The 17,449-nt window shown below is 72.2% G+C and carries 18 protein-coding genes; 7 read left to right on the top strand and 11 right to left on the bottom strand.

The features are described from left to right. The first annotated feature begins 75 nt into the window (after positions 1-75). The 5 genes from ACWEVP_RS39145 (at position 76) to ACWEVP_RS39125 (ending at position 2,917) form a co-directional block, all read left to right on the top strand. A complete protein-coding gene (locus ACWEVP_RS39145) occupies positions 76-399 on the top strand; it encodes an MGMT family protein (RefSeq protein WP_257923117.1) in 324 nt (107 codons plus the stop codon). A gap of 28 nt (positions 400-427) precedes the next feature. Further along, positions 428-1,285 carry a siderophore-interacting protein gene (locus tag ACWEVP_RS39140; protein WP_452067619.1) on the top strand — a complete coding sequence of 286 codons (858 nt, stop codon included), beginning with the start codon at positions 428-430 and terminating at the stop codon, positions 1,283-1,285. A gap of 71 nt (positions 1,286-1,356) precedes the next feature. After that, positions 1,357-1,785 (top strand): SRPBCC domain-containing protein, encoded by a 429-nt coding sequence (locus ACWEVP_RS39135; RefSeq protein WP_452067618.1) that lies wholly within the window; start codon positions 1,357-1,359, stop codon positions 1,783-1,785. Continuing rightward, complete coding sequence (locus ACWEVP_RS39130; protein WP_452067617.1) at positions 1,782-2,102, top strand: ArsR/SmtB family transcription factor; 321 nt, start codon at positions 1,782-1,784, stop codon at positions 2,100-2,102. Before ACWEVP_RS39135 ends, ACWEVP_RS39130 begins: the two co-directional genes overlap by 4 nt. Further along, complete coding sequence (locus ACWEVP_RS39125; RefSeq protein WP_452067616.1) at positions 2,102-2,917, top strand: DUF899 family protein; 816 nt, start codon at positions 2,102-2,104, stop codon at positions 2,915-2,917. The genes ACWEVP_RS39130 and ACWEVP_RS39125 overlap by 1 nt, the downstream gene beginning before the upstream one ends. Here the strand turns inward: ACWEVP_RS39125 and ACWEVP_RS39120 are convergent. Together ACWEVP_RS39120 and ACWEVP_RS39115 are read right to left on the bottom strand one after the other, a co-directional pair. Next, complete coding sequence (locus ACWEVP_RS39120) at positions 2,871-3,704, bottom strand: uroporphyrinogen-III synthase (protein ID WP_452067615.1); 834 nt, start codon at positions 3,702-3,704, stop codon at positions 2,871-2,873. The two genes, ACWEVP_RS39125 and ACWEVP_RS39120, sit on opposite strands and share 47 nt — an antisense overlap. Beyond that, positions 3,697-4,665, bottom strand: a complete 969-nt coding sequence (locus ACWEVP_RS39115) for a helix-turn-helix transcriptional regulator (protein ID WP_452067614.1) — start codon at positions 4,663-4,665, stop codon at positions 3,697-3,699. Before ACWEVP_RS39115 ends, ACWEVP_RS39120 begins: the two co-directional genes overlap by 8 nt. 63 nt (positions 4,666-4,728) lie before the next feature. On the opposite strand from ACWEVP_RS39115, the gene ACWEVP_RS39110 reads away from it, so the two are divergent. Both ACWEVP_RS39110 and ACWEVP_RS39105 read left to right on the top strand, forming a co-directional pair. Then, positions 4,729-5,124 (top strand): DUF3224 domain-containing protein, encoded by a 396-nt coding sequence (locus tag ACWEVP_RS39110; RefSeq protein WP_452067613.1) that lies wholly within the window; start codon positions 4,729-4,731, stop codon positions 5,122-5,124. A gap of 9 nt (positions 5,125-5,133) precedes the next feature. Then, positions 5,134-6,237: a DNA glycosylase AlkZ-like family protein gene (locus ACWEVP_RS39105; RefSeq protein WP_452067612.1), complete on the top strand. Its 1,104-nt coding sequence runs from the start codon at positions 5,134-5,136 to the stop codon at positions 6,235-6,237. Positions 6,238-6,246: 9 nt separating this feature from the next. On the opposite strand, the gene ACWEVP_RS39100 is transcribed toward ACWEVP_RS39105, so the two are convergent. From ACWEVP_RS39100 to ACWEVP_RS39060, 9 genes are all read right to left on the bottom strand, one after another. Next, positions 6,247-6,912 (bottom strand): DUF4097 family beta strand repeat-containing protein, encoded by a 666-nt coding sequence (locus ACWEVP_RS39100; RefSeq protein WP_452067611.1) that lies wholly within the window; start codon positions 6,910-6,912, stop codon positions 6,247-6,249. Between the two features lie 155 nt (positions 6,913-7,067). Then, complete coding sequence (locus ACWEVP_RS39095; protein WP_452067610.1) at positions 7,068-7,745, bottom strand: maleylpyruvate isomerase N-terminal domain-containing protein; 678 nt, start codon at positions 7,743-7,745, stop codon at positions 7,068-7,070. Beyond that, positions 7,715-8,380 (bottom strand): TetR/AcrR family transcriptional regulator, encoded by a 666-nt coding sequence (locus tag ACWEVP_RS39090; RefSeq protein ID WP_452067609.1) that lies wholly within the window; start codon positions 8,378-8,380, stop codon positions 7,715-7,717. The genes ACWEVP_RS39095 and ACWEVP_RS39090 overlap by 31 nt, the downstream gene beginning before the upstream one ends. Before the next feature lie 109 nt (positions 8,381-8,489). Then, complete coding sequence (locus ACWEVP_RS39085) at positions 8,490-9,587, bottom strand: uroporphyrinogen-III synthase (RefSeq protein ID WP_452067608.1); 1,098 nt, start codon at positions 9,585-9,587, stop codon at positions 8,490-8,492. After that, the gene (nirD, locus tag ACWEVP_RS39080) at positions 9,584-9,928 is read right to left on the bottom strand and encodes a nitrite reductase small subunit NirD (RefSeq protein WP_452067607.1); all 345 of its coding nucleotides are present in this window, start codon (positions 9,926-9,928) and stop codon (positions 9,584-9,586) included. Before nirD ends, ACWEVP_RS39085 begins: the two co-directional genes overlap by 4 nt. After that, positions 9,925-12,432: a nitrite reductase large subunit NirB gene (nirB, locus tag ACWEVP_RS39075; RefSeq protein WP_452067606.1), complete on the bottom strand. Its 2,508-nt coding sequence runs from the start codon at positions 12,430-12,432 to the stop codon at positions 9,925-9,927. Before nirB ends, nirD begins: the two co-directional genes overlap by 4 nt. Position 12,433: 1 nt before the next feature. After that, a complete protein-coding gene (locus ACWEVP_RS39070) occupies positions 12,434-13,825 on the bottom strand; it encodes a nitrate/nitrite transporter (protein WP_452067605.1) in 1,392 nt (463 codons plus the stop codon). Continuing rightward, the gene (locus ACWEVP_RS39065) at positions 13,822-15,249 is read right to left on the bottom strand and encodes an FAD-dependent oxidoreductase (protein WP_452067604.1); all 1,428 of its coding nucleotides are present in this window, start codon (positions 15,247-15,249) and stop codon (positions 13,822-13,824) included. Before ACWEVP_RS39065 ends, ACWEVP_RS39070 begins: the two co-directional genes overlap by 4 nt. Next, positions 15,246-17,348 (bottom strand): molybdopterin oxidoreductase family protein, encoded by a 2,103-nt coding sequence (locus tag ACWEVP_RS39060; RefSeq protein WP_452067603.1) that lies wholly within the window; start codon positions 17,346-17,348, stop codon positions 15,246-15,248. Before ACWEVP_RS39060 ends, ACWEVP_RS39065 begins: the two co-directional genes overlap by 4 nt. Positions 17,349-17,449: the final 101 nt, after the last annotated feature.

Genomic DNA, 17,449 nt, shown 5'->3' with positions numbered 1-17,449 from the left:
GGCGTTCGGTGAAGGTGCCGGAGCGTGCGGCGGGCGGCGGCGGAAAGTGTCGTACCCGTCCGGCAGAGTGTCGGTATGGACGACGTTCTGCACGAGCGCGTGCGGGAGATCATCGAGTCGGTGCCGGCCGGCACGGTGGCCACGTACGGCGACATCGCGGCGCTGGCCGGCGCGCCTTCGCCGCGGATGGTGGGCGCCATCCTGGCCGAGGACGGGCACGACCTGCCGTGGCACCGGATCCTGCGCGCGAACGGGACCCCGGCGCCGCACCTGGTGCACGACCAGCTGGAGCGGCTGCGCGCGGAGGGCGTGCTGGCCGACGGCCAGCGCGTCGACCTGCGGAAGTACCGGTGGAAGCCCGACGGTGACGAAGATCCCGGTGAGGAGGGTCTGTTCTGACCGCTGATTCTTAGGTTAGCCTCGCCTAATGACGACACAGGTGGAGCGGCCGGCTTCGACGTACCACCGGGCCCGGGTGACCGCGGTCCGGACGGTCACGCCGCAGATGGTGCGCGTGACGTTCGAAGCGGCGAGCTTCCGCGAGGTGCCGGCCGGGGCGCCGGACCAGTACGTCAAGGTCTTCTTCCCGCAGCCCGGGCAGGAGGAGCCGCGGCTGCCGGAGGGTGGCTCCGACGTCATGTCGTGGTACCGGACGTACCTGGCGATGCCGGACGACGTCCGGCCGCCGATGCGCACGTACACCGTGCGGACGCACCGGCCCGCGGCGGCGGAGATCGACGTCGACTTCGCGCTGCACGGCGACACCGGGCCGGCTTCGGCGTGGGCGTCGCGCGCGGCACCGGGCGACCGGGTGGCGTTCACCGGGCCGTACGGGCTGTACGACGTGCCCGGCGGCACGGACTGGCAGTTGCTGGTCGGCGACGAAACGGCGTTGCCGGCGATCGGCGCGATCATCGAGCGGCTCCCGGCCGGTACGCGCGCTTCGGCGTACATCGAGGTCTCGGAGCGAGGCGAGCGCCAGACGTTCGAGACGCGCGGAGCGGTCGAAGTCCACTGGCTGGTCCGCGGCGTGCGCCCGATGGGCGAGGCGCTGCTCGACGCGGTGCGGACGGCGAGTTTCCCCGGCGGCGCGCCGTACGCCTGGGTGTCGGGCGAGGCGGGCGTCGTGAAGCTGGTGCGGCGACATCTGGTGCGCGAGCGGGAAGTCGACAAGCGGCGGATCTGCTTCACCGGCTACTGGCGGCAGGGGATCAGCGAGGAGGCGGCGAGCCGGGAGGCGGTCCGCGCGGCGGAAGCGGGCGAGGCGCCGGCCGACGAGGACTGAACGCGCAACCACGGGGTTGCGTTATGGCTTCCTCTTGTGCAACCCTGGAGTTGCACGAGAGGAGTTCGTCGATGCCGATCGAGCGCGAGATCCTGATCGCCGCCGCCCCGGAGAAGGTCTGGCCGCTGGTGGCCGAGCCCGGATTCTGGGCGACCGACGACGAAACCGTCCGCGGCACGCTCGCCGAAGAAGGCCGGACCCTGGTGGTCACGCACTCGGAGCACGGCGACTTCCCGATCCGCGTCGAGAAGGCCGACCCACCGCACTACCTGGCCTACCGCTGGGTGAGCGCGTTCCCGGGAGAGGAGCTGCGCGAGGACAACTCGACGCTCGTCGAGTTCACGCTGACCCCCGAGGGCGACGGCACCCGGCTGCGGGTGGTCGAGAGCGGGTTCACCGGGCTGCCGACGTCCGCCGCCAACCGCGCCACCGTGATCGAGGACCACACCGCGGGCTGGGAGCGGTGCCTGCCCGCGCTGGCCGCGCGCGCCGGCCGATGACCGCCGAAGTCGTCGACGGCGTGCTCGCCGCACTGGCCGACCCGACCCGCCGCCGGCTGCTCGACCTGCTCGCCGCGCACGGCCGAGCCACGGCGACGACCCTGGCGGCCGGGCTGCCGGTGTCGCGCCAGGCGGTGGTCAAGCACCTCGCCGTCCTCGACGCGGCGGGACTGGTTTCGGGGGTGAAGGCCGGCCGCGAGGTCCGGTACGCGGTGCGTCCCGAAGCCCTGGACGCGACGGCCCGCTGGATGGCGGCGCTCGCGGCCGAGTGGGACCGCCGCCTGGCCAAGATCAAACGCTTCGCCGAGGAGTCCTGATGGAAATCGTCGACCGGGGAACTTTCGAAGCTTCGCTGGATCGCTTGCGCGCCAGGGAAAAGGCCCACACCCGGGAAGGTGACGCGATCGCGGCGGCCCGCAGGCGGCTGCCCGCGGTCGAAGTGGACGCGACGCTCCCGCTGCTCGGCCCGGACGGTCCGGTCACGCTGCTGGACGCGTTCGAGAGCCGCCGCCAGCTGATCGCCTACTACTTCATGTGGAACCCGGGCCGCCCGGCGGCCGAGCAGTGCGAGGGCTGCACCTTCTACGCGAACCAGGTCGCGGACCTGTCGGCGTTGCACTCGCGGGACATCACGTACGCGGTGTTCTCGCAGGGCCGGAACGTCGCGGTGGAACCGGCCGACGCGCGGACGTCGTACGAGGAAAGCCTGCGGTACCGGAGGTTCATGGACTGGCGGATGCCGTGGTACTCGGCCCAGCCGTCGCTCGAGGCACTGCTGGCCGGGCGCGAGATCGGGCTGTTCCACCTGGTCTGTTACGTGCGCGACGGTGACCGCGTGTTCGAGACGTACTGGACGAAGCGGCGTGGCGTGGAAGCGATGGACTACAGCTACGCGCTGATGGATCTGACGCTGTTCGGCCGCCAGGAGTCCTGGGAGGACTCACCGGAGGGGTGGCCCCAGGGGCGCACGAACGTCCGCACGGAAGCGGGCGCGCCCGGTTGGCCGCCGTCGACGGAGTGGCCGGGTGGCCGGCCGATCGCCCAGTGGTCACGGCTGGCCGCCGGCCGCGACGACGACCTCGGCGCTACGGCCGGGTCTCCGACGCCCCCTCGGTGCCACCAAGGGTCGTGACCAGCAGCTTCACCAGCGCGCCCAGCCGCTGACGCTCCGGCTGCACCGTCTCGACGCCCGCCTCTTCCAGCGGCGCCGCCGTCACCGGACCCACGCACGCGACCACCAGCGGGCCCCGCAAGGCCGCGAGCAAAGCGTCGTACTGCCCGTACTCCCGGGCCAAGGTCAGGAAGTTCGCCGCCGCCGGAGCGCTCGTGAAGGCCAGCGCCCCCAGCGAACCGGCCACCGCCGCGTCGATCATGGAGTGCACCGGCGTCACGTCCGGCGGCGAAAACCACCGGTATGGCTGGAGCTCCACCAGCGAAGCCCCGGCCTCGGCCAACGGCGCCGTGTGCTTCGGCAACGGCGTCCCGTGCAGCTGGACCGCGATCCGCGCCCCCGAAACACCCTCGGACAGCAGCGAACCGAACAATTCCGCATTGGACTCCGACTCGGCCGAAAAGGACTCGCGCAGCCCCGCGCCGCGGACCGCGCCGACCGCCTTCGGGCCACGCGCGTAGATCCGCGACTCACTCAACCGCTCCAGCAAGGACGAGCGGAGCCCCCAGCCCGCAGCCGCGGCGAGCCAGCCGCGGAAGCCCGCGCCCGTCGTGACCACCGTGAAGTCGACCGGCGACGCGACGACCGCCGACGTGGCCGCGCGCAGCTCCGGATCGCTGTCCAGGGGCACGATCGTGATCGTCGGCGCGTGGCGGACGTCGGCGCCGTGGCGTTCGAGGGCCACGATGAAGTCCTCCGCGCGGCGTTCGGCCGTCACCCCGATCGCGATCCCGCTCAGCTCACCCATAGAACGCGCCCATCTCCTCGATCGCTTCCGCCAGCTCCGCACGCAGGTCCGCCGGTTCGAGAACCTCCAGGTGCGGCCCGAACCGCAGCAGCTCGCCGATGGCCGGCTCGCCCGGCTCCACCGGCAGCTCCACGGTGAGCCAGCCGTCCGCGTCGGGTTCTCCGGTCGCCGCGCGCAGCGCGCGGGCGCCGACCGAACCAGCGTAGAACGGTACGAGAGCCTGCGCGCGCGGCGACAGCCGCACCACGGCGACGCGGGGGAACATCCGGCGTTCGAACTGCTCGGACCACTCCTGCCAGTACGTCGCGAGGTCGAACCCCGCGGGCCGCTCGAACTCCTCGCCCAGGTCGGTCAGCTCCAGCACGCGCGAGATGCGGTAGGTCCGGTCGGTGCCCTCGCAGCGCCCGGCGAGATACCAGTTGCCCGCTTTCAGGATCAGGCCCAGCGGCTCGACGTCCCGCTCGACCACGCGCTGCCCCCACCGCTCGTAGCGGATCCGGATCCGATGCGACGACCAGACGGCGTCGGCGATCGCCGACAGCGCCGGCAGGCTTTCGATGCCCCGGTGCCAGCCGGGGACGTCCAGGTAGAACCGTTCCGCGACGCGGCCGGCGCGGTCGCGCAGCTCCTGCGGCAACGCGGCGTACAGCTTGAGCTGCGCCGCGGCCAGGACGGTGCCGAGGCCCAGCTCGGCCGCCGCGACCGGCAGACCCGCCAGCGACAGGGACTGCGCCTCCTCTTCGGTCATCCCGGTGAGCCGGGTGCGGTAGCCGTCGACCAGGCGGTACCCGCCGGTCCGGCCGCGGTCGGCGTACACCGGGACGCCGGACGCCGAGAGCGCGTCGATGTCCCGGTACACCGTGCGCACCGAGACCTCGAGCTCCTCGGCCAGCTCTTCGGCCGTCATCCGGCCGCGGTTCTGCAGCAGCAGGAGGACGGACAGGAGCCGGCTGGCGCGCATGGAGGTCAGTTTGACAGAAAAACCTGACACAAGCTGACAGGTATGCCCGGCAGGGTGGTCCCCATGAACGAATTCATGACGAAGAACTGGGAAGAGAAGGTCGTCAGCGGCGCCGAGGGCGGCCCGCGGGTGGCCTACGCGCACGTCACGTTCACCTACGAAGGCGTCATCGAGGGTGAGTCGATCTGCGACCTTCTGCTGTACTACGCGGGCGAAGGCTATGACAGCGGGCAGACGACGTCGCCGAGCTTCGAGCGCTTCGAAGGCAAGGTCGACGGTCGCGAAGGGACGTTCATCGTGCGCCACGAGTACACGTTCGACGACAAGGGCTTCGCCTCGACGTTCAAGGTCGTCCCCGGTTCGGCCACCGGCGAGCTGGCCGGCCTGACCGGCAGCGGGACCGCCGGCGGCGCGGCCGGCGTGGACAAGGTGGGCTACACGTTCGAGTACGCGCTCTAGGAGTCGCAAGTGGACCGTCGTCAGGTACTCGCCTACCGCATCGCCGAGCACGGCCTGCACCGCACCGCGAAGGACGTCGCCGACCTCGCGGTCGTCCGGGCCGGGCTGCAGGACAGCATGCGCGACACCGCGCTGCTCGCCCTCGCCGCCCGGCTCGACGGCGACGTGTCCCTTGTGGACGACGAGCGGCTGGTGCTCGCGTGGACGCTGCGCGGGGCGCCGCACTACCACCTCCGCACGGACCTGCCGGAGGTGATCCGGGCGCTGGTCCCGCTGGACGACGCGGACGCGCTGGCACGGATGCTCTGGCAGCGCAAGGAACTGGCGGCGACCGGCCTGGACGCGTCCGAAGTGGTCTTCACGGCCGCGGCGGCCATCCGCGCGGTGGTCAAGGAGCCGATGACCAAGGGGGCGGTGTCGACGGCGGTGACGAAGAAGCTGCCCGCGGAGTTCGCCCGCTGGTGCCGCGGCTGCAACGCGACGCACATCCACGAGCAGCTGATGCGCATCGCGACCCCCCACGCCGGGGTCCGGCTGGTGGCCGGCGCGTCCCCGGCGACGCTGGCCCCGCTGGAGGGCCGGGGCCGGACGCGCCGCACGCCGGACCCGGCGGCCGCGGAGAAGGTCGTGCTGGACTACCTGCGGCTGAACGGCCCGGCCTCCCCGGGGGAGGCAGCGGAGTACGTGGGGACGGCTCGCGCGGTGGTCGACAAGACCTGGCCGGCGGACCTGTCGTCGGTGCAGGTCGAAGGCAAGACCCGCTACCTGCCTTCGGATCGCCTGAACGCGCTGGAGAACCCGCCGGAGCCGGAGGTGGTGCGGCTGCTGCCGCCGCTGGACCCGTTCATCCAAGCCCGCGACAAGGCGTTGCTGGTCCCGGACCCGGCTCGCCGCAAGGAGGTCTGGAAGATGCTGGGCAACCCGGGGGTGCTCGTCGCGGACGGCGACATCGCGGGCACGTGGCGGACGAAGGGCAGCGGCGCGAAGCTGACGTTCACGGTGACGGCGTTCGACCCGCTCCGCCCGGCCGTCCGCGAGGAGGCGGAGGCCGAGGCGGCGCGGGTCGCGGCGGTACGGGGGTTCGAGAAGCACGCCGTCACCTGGGTCGGCTGAGGGCGCCGCTCACCGGCTGCCGGCGTCGATGTCGCCGTACGCGGTGGTCGCGCGGATGGTCAGGTCCGCCGCGCCCTCGGTGTTCTTCAGGGAGTTGCGGATCCGGCCGTAGGTGGTGCCGGCGTCGAGGGACGCGGAGACCCCGGTGGCCGCGCCGACGGTGATGTCCCCGGCCTGGGTGCTCAGCACGAGGGTGCCGCTCGTGGCCTCGGCGATCCGGATGTCGCCCTTGCCGGTGCTGATCTCCGCCGGGCCGGTGAGGCGCCCGACCGACACGTCGCCGGCGTGGGCGGTGAGGCGCAGGCTCGCGGCCTCGTCGAAGACGGCCTCGCCGTGCGCGCCTTCGACGGTGACGTCCCCGAGCCGGCCGACGCCCCGCAGCTCGACGCTGGCGGCCTTGGCGCGGACGTCCGAGCCGGCGGGCAGCCGGACGGTCACGTCCAGCGAGCCGGACGGGCCGAAGTACTGGTTCTTGACCGCGCCCTCGATCCGCAGCACACCGCCGTCGAATTCGACCTCGACCTGACCGGCGGCCTTTACGTCCCGGCTCTTGGCGGGATCGGCGGGCAGGACCTCGACGGCGGCTTCGGCCGAATCGGCGGCGACGAGCCGGACGCGGCCCGCGGGGATGTCGAGAACGGCGGTGATCGGGGCGGTGGTGGTGAAGTTCTGCATCGTGTTCTCCTGGTGGCTCGTTCCGGTGTTGAAGCCACTTTCGCGAGCCCGGCTGACACGACGGGGCCACGGCACTGACACGGCCGCTGACACCGGGCGCGGTCAGAACACCACGCGTGCGGCTTTCAACGCCTCGGCCGCCGCCGGGTCGCCCGTCACGTCCGGATCCGGGCTGCCTGGTCGCCCCGAGAGGCGCCACAGCTGGTCCAGCGCCCCGGCCCGGGCCCAGGCCACCGGCTCACCGTCGCCCAGCTGCCACGAACCACCTGGGCGACGACCTGCGCGTCGTCGGCCCCGATCACGAACTCCCGGCTCGTGGCGCGGGCGATCTCCAGCCGGTGCATCCACGTGTCGCGGTTGGACAGCACATCCAGCACGTACGCCAGCTCCGGCTCGACCAGCGATTCGCCGGGGAAGGTCCGATCGGTGCGCTGCCGCCGGACGAACGACGGGGCGCGCCGCCGCATGCGGACCGCGCGTGGTCCGACCCGCGCGAGCCGCACGCGAAGCTCGTCTCCGGACAGCGAACCGAAAGTCGCCACCTGCAGCGCGTTGTGCGCGTCCAGCGCGGACATCGAAGGAAACCGCTTCCGCGCGGCACGGACCCGGCCGCCGATCGTCCACGGCCGAGCCGTCTCCGCGTGCTGGCCGACGAGGTGGGCGACCGTCTCGTGCACGGTCCAGCCGGCGGCCGTCGGCCGCCGCCACTCCTCCTCGCCGAGCGACCCGAGCAAGGCGTCCAAAGCGGTGAGCTCGGCGAAGCCGACGCGGGCAACCTCCTCCCGGTCAGGGCGCGCGATCGTCAAGGCGTGGGTGGTCCGGATCCCGGGCATGGCTGCTCCCTCGCGGGGGTGAAGTGCCGGACGAACATGGCGAAGGCCTGCGGTAGCAGCGAAGTGAACCGCCCGCCTTCGTAACCCGCACCGGGCTCGTTCGCGAGTTGCTGCGAGAGAGCTCCGGTGACGACGATGGACAACAAGGCGACACCGGCGTCGGAATCGGCCTCCGGCCCCAGCTCGCCGGCCGACACGGCGTGGCGCAAAGCTCCGCGCACCAGCTCGACCAGTTCGACGCTCGGCCGGAACGCCTCGGCCGACGGCGTGAACTCCGGCACCGGCCGCCACGCTACGAGCTGGGCGTGGACGGGATGCGCCATCGCGATCCGGCCGAGAGCCTCCACAGCGGCGGCGAGGGCCGGCAGCCCGGGAGCCCTCCCCCGCAACTCCCGGGCCACCGCCTCTCGCTGCTGTTCCGCTCCCTCCCGGAACAGCTCGTCGTAGACCGCGTTCAGCGACGCGAAGTGCTTGTACAGCGAGGGCTGCCGGATCCCGACCCGGCGCGCGACCTCGGACAGGCTGAGCCCCGCCACCCCGCGTTCGGCCATCACCTCGATCGCCGTGTCGAGGATCTCGCGCCGGGTGTCCGCGCGCCGGCGGCGTTGCGGTCCTCGCGTCTCGGTCTCGGTCAAGGTCCACTCCAAGCTATAGGCTCTAGCTTGGGCTATAGGTTATTCCCTCGGTGGGGAGCCGGCAACCGTCGACGGCCCAGGTCGCCCGTCCGGCCGAACCGCGCGCGGCTCAGGCGTCCACGGCCAGCCGGTACCCCCGCTTGACCACCGTCTGCACGACCTTCCCGCCCCCTAGTGAAGTCCGCAGCCGGCCGATCGCCGTCTCCACCGCGTGCTCCTCCCCGCCCCCGGGCAACGCCGAAATCAGCTCGCGCCGCGAAACCACCCGGCCCGGGGAAGCCGCCAGTGCCCGCAGCAGTGCCATCGGCGCCGGGGCCACCTCGCGCCACTCGCCGTCCACCACCGCCGCCTGGCCGCGCAGCTCGATCGACAGCCCGCCCGCCGAAAACCGGGGCGAGCGGGCCAGCAGTGTCTCCGACACCGTCCGGGCCAGCGCCCCGATCCGGGCCCGGTGCGGCTGGACCGTCGGCACTCCCAGCGCCGCCAGCGGGCCCGCCGTGATCGGTCCGACGCACGCCGCCACCACCGGGCCCGACAACGCCGAAACCAGCCCCGGCAGGCGCCCGGTCCGGCGGGCCAGCGCCAGCAACGACGCCACCGCGGGCGCGCTCGTGAACGGCAGCGCGTGGATCGATCCGTCCAGCACCCCGTCCAGCAGCCGGTCCACCGGGCCCGGGTCCGCCGGGCCGACCCAGCGGTACACCGACACCTCGACGACCTCCGCCCCCGCCGCGCGCAGGGCGTCGACGAAGTACGGCAACGGCTCGCCGTGCAGCTGCACCGCGATCCGCTTGCCCGACACGTCCGAAGACAGCAGGTGCTGCAACAGTTCCGCGTTGCTCTCCGACGCCGGCGAGTACGCCTCGGTCAGCCCCGCCGCCCGGATCGCACCGGTCACCTTCGGCCCGCGCGCCAGCAGCGACGCCGACGAAAGCCGCGAGAGCAGGGCGTCGCCCAGACCCCAGCCTTCGGCCGCCTCGAGCCAGCCGCGGAAGCCGATGCCCGTCGTCGCCACCACCGCGTCCACCGGTGAATCGAGCAGCCTCGACGTCGCCGTGTGCAGCTCGGTGTCGTCCGTCAGCGGCACGATCCGGATCGCCGGCCCGTAGCGGACGCTCGCCCCCTTGCGCACCAGCAGCGCGCCGAGCTCGTCCGCCCGGCGCGCCGCGGTGATGCCGACCACGAACCCGGTCAGCGGCAGGATCACGGGCTCTCCACTTCGACCACGCCCTCTCGCACGCGCACTTCGTACACGGGGACCGAGACGTCTTCGGCGTCCAGGCACCGCCCGCTGTCGAGCGCGAACCGTTCCTTGTAGACCGGCGACGCGACCACCGGGACGCCGCCCGCGTCGCCGACGATGCCGCGCGAGAGCACCGCCGCGCCACTGCACGGGTCCCAATTGGACAGTGCGTACCAGCGCTCGCCCGGCAGGTGGAAGATCGCGACCTGCACGCCGCCGTCGAGCAGGGCCGCCACCCCGGCGTACTCGGGCACCGCGCCGGTGGGGCAGACCGCCGTCCAGGTCCGTTCGATCGACGTCGTCACCGGCGCACCTCCGGAACTCCCAGCATCACGGGCACTTTCTGCTGCCGCTCTTCACGGAACGAGATGGCCGGGTCGGGCGTGCCCGGCGCGTTGACGAAGGAGGTGAACCGGGCCAGCTTCTCCGGGTCCTCCAGGACGCCCTTCCACTCGTCGGCGTAGTTGTCGACGTGCTTGGCCATCGCCGCGTCGAGGTCCTCGCAGATGCCGAGCGAATCGTCGACGATCACCGCGCGCAGGTGGTCGAGACCGCCTTCCAGCTCCTCGATCCACGGCGCCGTCCGCTGCAGCCGGTCGGCGGTGCGCACGTAGAACATCAGGAACCGGTCGATGGTCCGGATCAACGTCTCGGTGTCCACATCGGACACCAGCAGCTCGGCGTGGCGCGGGGTCGTCCCGCCGTTGCCGCCGACGTAGAGGTTCCAGCCGTTCTCCGTGGCGATGATGCCGAAGTCCTTGCTCCGCGCCTCCGCGCACTCGCGGGCGCACCCGGAGACCGCCGACTTGAGCTTGTGCGGCGACCGCAGGCCGCGGTAGCGCAGCTCCAGCTCGATCGCCAGCCCGACGCTGTCCTGCACGCCGTAGCGGCACCACGTCGAGCCGACGCACGACTTGACCGTGCGCAGCGCCTTGCCGTACGCGTGCCCGGACTCGAAGCCCGCGTCCACCAGCCGCCGCCAGATCTGCGGCAGCTGGTCCACGGTGGCCCCGAACAGGTCGATCCGCTGCCCGCCGGTGATCTTGGTGTACAGCCCGAAGTCGCGGGCCACCTCGCCGATCACGATGAGCTTGTCCGGCGTGATCTCGCCACCGGGGATCCGCGGCACGACGGAGTACGTGCCGTTGCGCTGCAGGTTGGCCAGGTACCGGTCGTTGGTGTCCTGCAGCGTCATCTGCTCGCCGCCGAGGACGTGCCCGTTGCCGAGGGTGGCCAGGATGGACGCCACCGCGGGCTTGCAGACGGCGCAGCCGCTGCCCGTGCCGTACCGGCTGATCAGCTCGCTGAACGTGCTGATCCGGGTGGCCTGGACGATCTCGAACAGCTCCGCGCGCGACTGCGCGAAGTGCTCGCACAAGGCCTTCGACTGCTCGACGCCGGCCGCGCTCAGCAGCTTGCCGAGCAGCGGGACGCACGAGCCGCACGCCGTGCCGGCGCGAGTGCACGCCTTGAGCTTCGGGACCGAGTCGCAGCCGTCCTCGTGGATCGCGCGGGTGATCGTGCCCTTGGACACCGCGTTGCACGAGCAGATCTGCGCCGCGTCGGGCAGCGCGTCGACGCCGACCGCGGCGCCGCCGCCCGCCGGGGCGAGGATCGCGCCCGGCTCGGCCGGCAGCGGCCGCCCGACCAGCGCGCGCAGGGTGTTGTACTCGGTCGCGTCGCCGACGAGCACGCCGCCCAGCAGCGTCTTGCCGTCGTCGGTGACGACGAGCTTCTTGTACGTCCCGGCCACCGCGTCGTTGACGGCGACTTCCAGGGCGCCTTCGGCCTTCGCGTGCGCGTCCCCGAAGGACGCCACGTCGACGCCCATCAGCTTCAGCTTGGTGGACGTGTCCGGCTCCGGGAACTCGCCGGATCCGCCGGTGAGCTGGGCCGCGACGATCTCGGCCATCGCGTACCCGGGGGCGACGATGCCGTAGACGCGTCCGTCGACCGCGGCGCACTCGCCGATGGCGTACACCGAGGGATCGCTGGTGCGGCAGGAGAGGTCCGTCAGGACACCGCCGCGGGGACCGACTTCGAGGCCGGACTGGCGGGCCAGGTCGTCGCGCGGCCGGACGCCGGCGGAGAACACGACGAGGTCGACGTCGAGTTCCGTGCCGTTGCCCAGCTTGGCCAGCAGCCGCGAGCCGTCGGCCTCGATCGCGTCGGTCGACGTTCCCGTGTGGACGGTCACGTCGAGGTTCGTGATGAGCCGCCGCAGCAGCGCCCCGCCGCCCTCGTCGACCTGCAGCGGCATCAGCCGCGGTGCCATCTCGACGACGTGCGGCGAGAGTCCCATGTCCCGCAACGCCTTCGCGGCCTCCAGGCCGAGCAGGCCACCGCCGATGACGACGGCCGAGCGCCGTCCCCGGCCTGGCTTCTCGGTCGCCGCTTCACGGATCGCGTCGAGGTCCTCGATGGTGCGGTAGACGAAGCAGCCGGGCAGGTCGTGGCCGGGGACCGGCGGCACGAACGGCCGCGAGCCGGTGGCCAGCACCAAAGCGTCGTAGGAGAGGACGGCGCCGGACGCCGTGGTGACCGTCTTCGCGGACCGGTCCACCGACACGGCCGGCTCGCCGAGCCGGAGGTCGACGTGCGGGTCGTCCGCGTAGTCGGAGCCGGGCAGCGCCAGCGCCGCCGGGTCCCAGGTGTCCACGTAGGACGTCAGCGCCACCCGGTCGTACGCCGGGCGCGGCTCCTCGGACAGGACGACGATGTGCCAGGTGCCGGAGGTGTCTTCGGCGCGCACCGCCTCCACGAGCCGGTGGGCGACCATGCCGTGTCCGGCGACGACCAGGGTGGGCATCTCAGACCTCCGCTCCCGCGAGCGCCAGACCGCGCTCACTCGTGGGCTGTTCGGCGGGCTTGCGCAGGTAGACCGCCCAGGTGACGGCGAAGCACAGCCCGTAGAAGACGAGGAATCCGATGAAGGCGGGGACGCCGCTCTTGGTGTCGGCGAACGACTGGCGGAAGGCGAGGTTGATGAACAACCCGCCCTCGGCGCCGATCGCGCCGGCCAGGCCGATCAGCGCACCGGACAGCCGCCGCGCCTTGAGCAGCTCGGCCGCCTCTTCGGCGCCGTTCGAGATCGCCACCTTCGCCTTGGCGCGGAAGATCGCCGGGATCATCTTGTACGTCGAGCCGTTGCCGATGCCGGTGAGCACGAACAGCACGATGAAGGCCACGGTGAACAGCGCCAGGGACTTCGACGTCGACGCGAGGATCAGCACGACCGTGGCCAGCGCCATCCCGATGAACGTGAAGAACGTGATCTTGCCGCCGCCGATGCGGTCGGCCAGCCAGCCGCCCGTGGGCCGGGACAGCGAGCCGAGCAGCGGGCCGAGGAACGTCACCGCGGCCGCCTGCAGCGGGGTGCGGCCGAACTGGTTCTGCAGCACCAGGCCGAAGGCGAAGCTGTACCCGATGAACGAACCGAACGTGCCGACGTAGAGGAACGACATCACCCAGGTGTGCGGGTCCTTGACGACCTCGCGCATCGCCTTGGTGTCACCCTTCACGGTGGCGAGGTTGTCCATGTAGAAGTACGCGCACACCGCGGCGACGACGATCAGCGGGATGTAGACGTAGAGCACGATCCGCGGCGCGGTCGCGCCCGCCGTGCCGATCACCAGGAGCCCGACCAGCTGGATCGCGGCGACGCCGAGGTTGCCGCCGCCCGCGTTGAGGCCGAGAGCCCAGCCCTTGTGCTTCTCCGGGTAGAAGGTGTTGATGTTCGTCATCGACGACGCGAAGTTGCCGCCGCCGACCCCGCCGAGGGCCGCGACCAGCAGGAACGTGCCGAGCGACGTCCCGGGGTGCAGCACGACCGCGGCCAGGATCGTCGGGATCAGCAGCAGGGCGGCGGACACGGCCGTCCAGTTGCGACCGCCGAACTTCGCCACGGCGAACGTGTAGGGCAGCCGCATCAGGCCGCCGATCAGCGTCGGCGTCGAAACGAGCAGGAACTTGTCGGCGGCCGAGAAGCCGTAGTCCTTGCCCATGAACAGGACGATGACCGACCACAGTGTCCAGATGGAGAAGCCGATGTGCTCGGCGAACACGGAGAACCAGAGGTTCCGGCGCGCGATCTTCTTGCCGGTCGCCTCCCAGAACTCCTCGTTCTCCGGCTCCCAGTGCTCGATCCAGTGCTTTCCTTGGTGTACCACGGCGTTCTCCTCAGTGCGGGTCGAGTCGGTCATTGCGCCGCGAGCCAGCCGGCGATGCCGCCGACGGTGTCGGTGCACCCGCCGCAGCCCGTCGTCGCTCGCGTGGCCCGCGCCAGTGCGGGGGTGTCGGTGGCCCCGGCCTTCCAGGCCTCGATCAGCCGGCCCTTGGTGACGTTGTTGCAGCGGCAGATGACCGCCGCCGCGGGCAGGTCGGCCGGGCTGGCCGCCGGGGCGCTGCCGGTGGGCAGCGCGCGGCCCAGCAGGACCGCCAGCCGGTCGTCCGGCAGCGGCGTGCCGCGGTCGTGGAACTGGGTGATCGACGCGGCCGCGTCGGGCAGGCCGAGCAGGATCGCCCCGGTCACGCGGTTTTCGCGGACGACGAGCTTGCCGTACCGGCCGCCGGTGGGGTCGTTGAAGGTGAGCACCTCGGCGTCCGGGGTACCGGCGTCGAGCTGCGTCTCGCCGAGCGCGGCGAGGTCGATGCCGCGGGCCTTGAGCCGGGTGACGGCCGTGGTGCCGCGGTAGCGGGCGGCCGCGTTGGTGCCGGTCAGGACGTCGGCGAGGACTTCAGCCTGCTCCCAGGCGGGCTGGATCAACCCGGCGGGGGCGCCGGGGTGGCGGGCGCAGTCGCCGAGTGCGTGGATCCGGCCGTCGCTGGTGCGCAGCGTGTCGTCGACGAGAACGCCCCGGTCGACGTCGAGCCCGGCGTCGTCGGCCAGGCGCGTCTCGGCGCGGACGCCGGCCGCGACCACGACGAGGTCGGCCGGGACGAGGCTGCCGTCGTCGAGCTTGAGCCCGTCGCCGGGCAGGTAGCGGGCGGCGGTGGCGCCGAACCGGAACGTCACGCCCATGTCGGTCAGCTGCCGGGCCAGCACGTGCCCGGCGGCCGGGTCGAGCTGGCGTTCCATGACGTGCCCGAGCGGGTGCACGACAGTCACCTGGTTGCCGCGCCCGGCCAGCCCGCGGGCGGCTTCGAGGCCGAGCAGGCCGCCGCCGAGGACGGCGACCGGCGCGCCGAAGCGGGCGGCGTCGAGGATCTTGGCGCAGTCGTCGAGGCTGCGGAAGGCGACCACGCCCGGCCCGGCTTCGAGGCCTTCGACGGGTGGGATCCACGGGTTGGCGCCGGTCGCCAGCACGAGGGCGTCATAGTCCACGCATGCTCCGTCGCCCAGCTCGACGCAGCGCTTCTCGCGGTCGATCCGGGTGACGTCCACGCCGAGCCGCAGGTCGATGTTGTGGCGGGCGGCCCATTCGTCGTCGTGCAGGCGGACGCTTTCGGCGCTCATTCCGCCGGCGACGACGGCCGAGAGGAGAACGCGGTTGTAGGCGGCGTGCTTTTCGGAGCCGAGCACGGTCAGGCGGACGCGTTCGGCGATCGGGTCGCGGCGGCGGATCTCGTCGGCCAGCCGGGCACCGGCCATGCCGTAGCCGACGATGACGACTTCACGGGGGGTCATGCGGCACCATCCACTCCATCCATGCCCCCGCCACCACCCTCAACGGAGGCGCTTCGCACCACTGAATTCAATTCGAGGGACACGGCACACACCTTGAACTCCGGCATCCGGGAGACCGGGTCGAGCGCGGTATTGGTGAACAGGTTGGCGCGCTGCTCACCGGGGAAGTGGAACGGCAGGAAGACCAGGTCGGGCCGCAGCGACTGGGCGAACCGCACCTTCGCGACGGTCTTGCCGCGCCGCGACCGGACCACCGCGCGGTCGCCTTCTTCGAGCCCGGCCCGCTTGGCCGTGTCCGGGTGCACCTCGACGAAGGCTTCCGGCACGACGTCGTTGAGTTCCTCGATCAGCCGCGTCTGCGCGCCGGACTGGTAGTGCTGCAGCACGCGGCCGGTGGTGGCCTGCAACGGGAACTCCTCGTCCGGCAGCTCGGCCGGTCCGGTCTGCTCGACCGGGACGAACCGCGCGCGGCCGTCCGGGTGGGCGAACGCCTCGAGGAACATCCGCGGGGTGCCGGGGTGATCGTCCGCCGGCACCGGCCAGTGCAGGGCTTCGCCGTCGCGCAGCCGGTCGTAGCTGACGCCCGAGTAGTCGGCGATCCCGCCCTTGGACGCGATCCGCAGCTCCTCGAACACCGTCTCGGCGTGGGCGGGGAACCGGTTTTCCGGCTGTCCCAGCCGCTTCGCCAGTCCGTTGAGGACGTCCAGGTCGGACCGGACGCCCGGAGGCGCGTCGATCGCCTTGCGGCGCAGCAGGACGCGGCCTTCGAGGTTGGTGAGCGTGCCGTCCTCCTCGGCCCACTGCGTGACCGGCAGGACGACGTCGGCCAGCGCGGCCGTCTCCGACAGCACGAAGTCGGCGACGACCAGGAAGTCCAGTGCGGCAAGCCGATCTTGGACGCGCCCGGACCGCGGCGCCGAGACGACGACGTTGCTGCCGAACACCATCAGCGCCTTCGGGCCGTCTTCCTGGCCCAGCGCTTCGAGCAGTTCGGCGGCCGACCGGCCGGGGCCGGGCAGGCTGTCCGGGTCGACACCCCAGACGCCGGCGACGTACTCGCGCGCGGCGGGGTCGTCGAGCTTGCGGTAGCCGGGCAGCTGGTCGGCCTTCTGGCCGTGCTCGCGGCCACCCTGGCCGTTGCCCTGGCCGGTGAGGCAGCCGTAGCCGGAGCCTTCCCGGCCGGGCAAGCCCAGCGAGAGGGCCAGGTTGATCCAGCCGCCGACGGTCGCGGTGCCGGTGGCGTGCTGCTCGGTGCCGCGGGCGGTCAGGACGTAGGCGTTGCGGGCGTTGGCGAGCTTCGCGGCGGCCAGGCGCATGTCGGCGGCCGGGACACCGGTGACGCGCTCGGCCCGTTCCGGCCACCAGCTCGCGGCGATCCGCCAGGCGTCCTCGAACCCGTTCGTGCGTGCGTCCACATAGGACCGGTCGAGGTGGCCGCCTTCGACGACCGCGTGCAGGATGCCCAGCGCCAGCGCGAGGTCCGTGCCGGGCGCGGGGGCCAGGTGCAGGCTCGCCAGCTCGGCGGTGGGGGTGCGCCGCGGGTCGACGACGATCAGGTCGGCCCCGCGCAGGTGCTGGGTGAACGGCGGCATGGTCTCGGCCGGGTTCGCCCCGGCGAGCAGCACGACGTCGGCGTTCTTGAGGTCGGTGACAGGGAAGGGCATCCCGCGGTCGGCACCGAAGGCCTTGGTCCCCGCGGCGGCGGCCGAGGACATGCAGAACCGGCCGTTGTAGTCGATCTGCGAGGTGCCGAGCGCGACGCGGGCGAACTTCCCGAGCAGGTAGGCCTTTTCGTTGGTGAGGCCACCGCCGCCGAAGATCGCCACGCCGTCCGGGCCGTGGGCCTCCTGCGTTTCCCGCAGTTTGCGGGCGACGAAGTCGAGGGCGAAGTCCCAGCTGACGGGCTCGAGCGCGCCGTCGACGCGGATCATCGGGGTGGTGAGACGCTTCGGGCTGGTGAGGAGACTGCCGGAGGTCCAGCCCTTCTGGCACAGGCCGCCGGCGTTGACGGGGAAGTCCCGCGGCGTGACGCGGGAGCCGTCGAGGGTCATGCCGCACTGCAGCGCGCAGTACGGGCAGTGGGTGTCGACCTGCGGCACGGGCACCTCCTCGGCGGTTCGGGGATGCCCTGACGCTAAGGAGGCCGTGTTACTCGAAATCGACGGAATGTTTCAGGCAGTTGACATTGCTGCGGGAGTCG

This window comes from Amycolatopsis sp. NPDC003865 (assembly GCF_053605345.1).
This window is presented reverse-complemented; position numbering and strand designations above follow the sequence as displayed.

Excerpts from the sequence above, each read along its gene's own strand:
- ACWEVP_RS39145 (WP_257923117.1), top strand. The coding sequence starts at position 76 with ATGGACGACGTTCTGCACGAGCGCGTGCGGGAGATCATCGAGTCGGTG.
- ACWEVP_RS39140 (WP_452067619.1), top strand. The coding sequence starts at position 428 with ATGACGACACAGGTGGAGCGGCCGGCTTCGACGTACCACCGGGCCCGG.
- ACWEVP_RS39135 (WP_452067618.1), top strand. The coding sequence starts at position 1,357 with ATGCCGATCGAGCGCGAGATCCTGATCGCCGCCGCCCCGGAGAAGGTC.
- ACWEVP_RS39130 (WP_452067617.1), top strand. The coding sequence starts at position 1,782 with ATGACCGCCGAAGTCGTCGACGGCGTGCTCGCCGCACTGGCCGACCCG.
- ACWEVP_RS39125 (WP_452067616.1), top strand. The coding sequence starts at position 2,102 with ATGGAAATCGTCGACCGGGGAACTTTCGAAGCTTCGCTGGATCGCTTG.
- ACWEVP_RS39120 (WP_452067615.1), bottom strand. The coding sequence starts at position 3,704 with ATGGGTGAGCTGAGCGGGATCGCGATCGGGGTGACGGCCGAACGCCGC.
- ACWEVP_RS39115 (WP_452067614.1), bottom strand. The coding sequence starts at position 4,665 with ATGCGCGCCAGCCGGCTCCTGTCCGTCCTCCTGCTGCTGCAGAACCGC.
- ACWEVP_RS39110 (WP_452067613.1), top strand. The coding sequence starts at position 4,729 with ATGAACGAATTCATGACGAAGAACTGGGAAGAGAAGGTCGTCAGCGGC.
- ACWEVP_RS39100 (WP_452067611.1), bottom strand. The coding sequence starts at position 6,912 with ATGCAGAACTTCACCACCACCGCCCCGATCACCGCCGTTCTCGACATC.
- ACWEVP_RS39095 (WP_452067610.1), bottom strand. The coding sequence starts at position 7,745 with ATGCCCGGGATCCGGACCACCCACGCCTTGACGATCGCGCGCCCTGAC.
- nirB (WP_452067606.1), bottom strand. The coding sequence starts at position 12,432 with ATGCCCACCCTGGTCGTCGCCGGACACGGCATGGTCGCCCACCGGCTC.
- ACWEVP_RS39070 (WP_452067605.1), bottom strand. The coding sequence starts at position 13,825 with ATGACCGACTCGACCCGCACTGAGGAGAACGCCGTGGTACACCAAGGA.
- ACWEVP_RS39065 (WP_452067604.1), bottom strand. The coding sequence starts at position 15,249 with ATGACCCCCCGTGAAGTCGTCATCGTCGGCTACGGCATGGCCGGTGCC.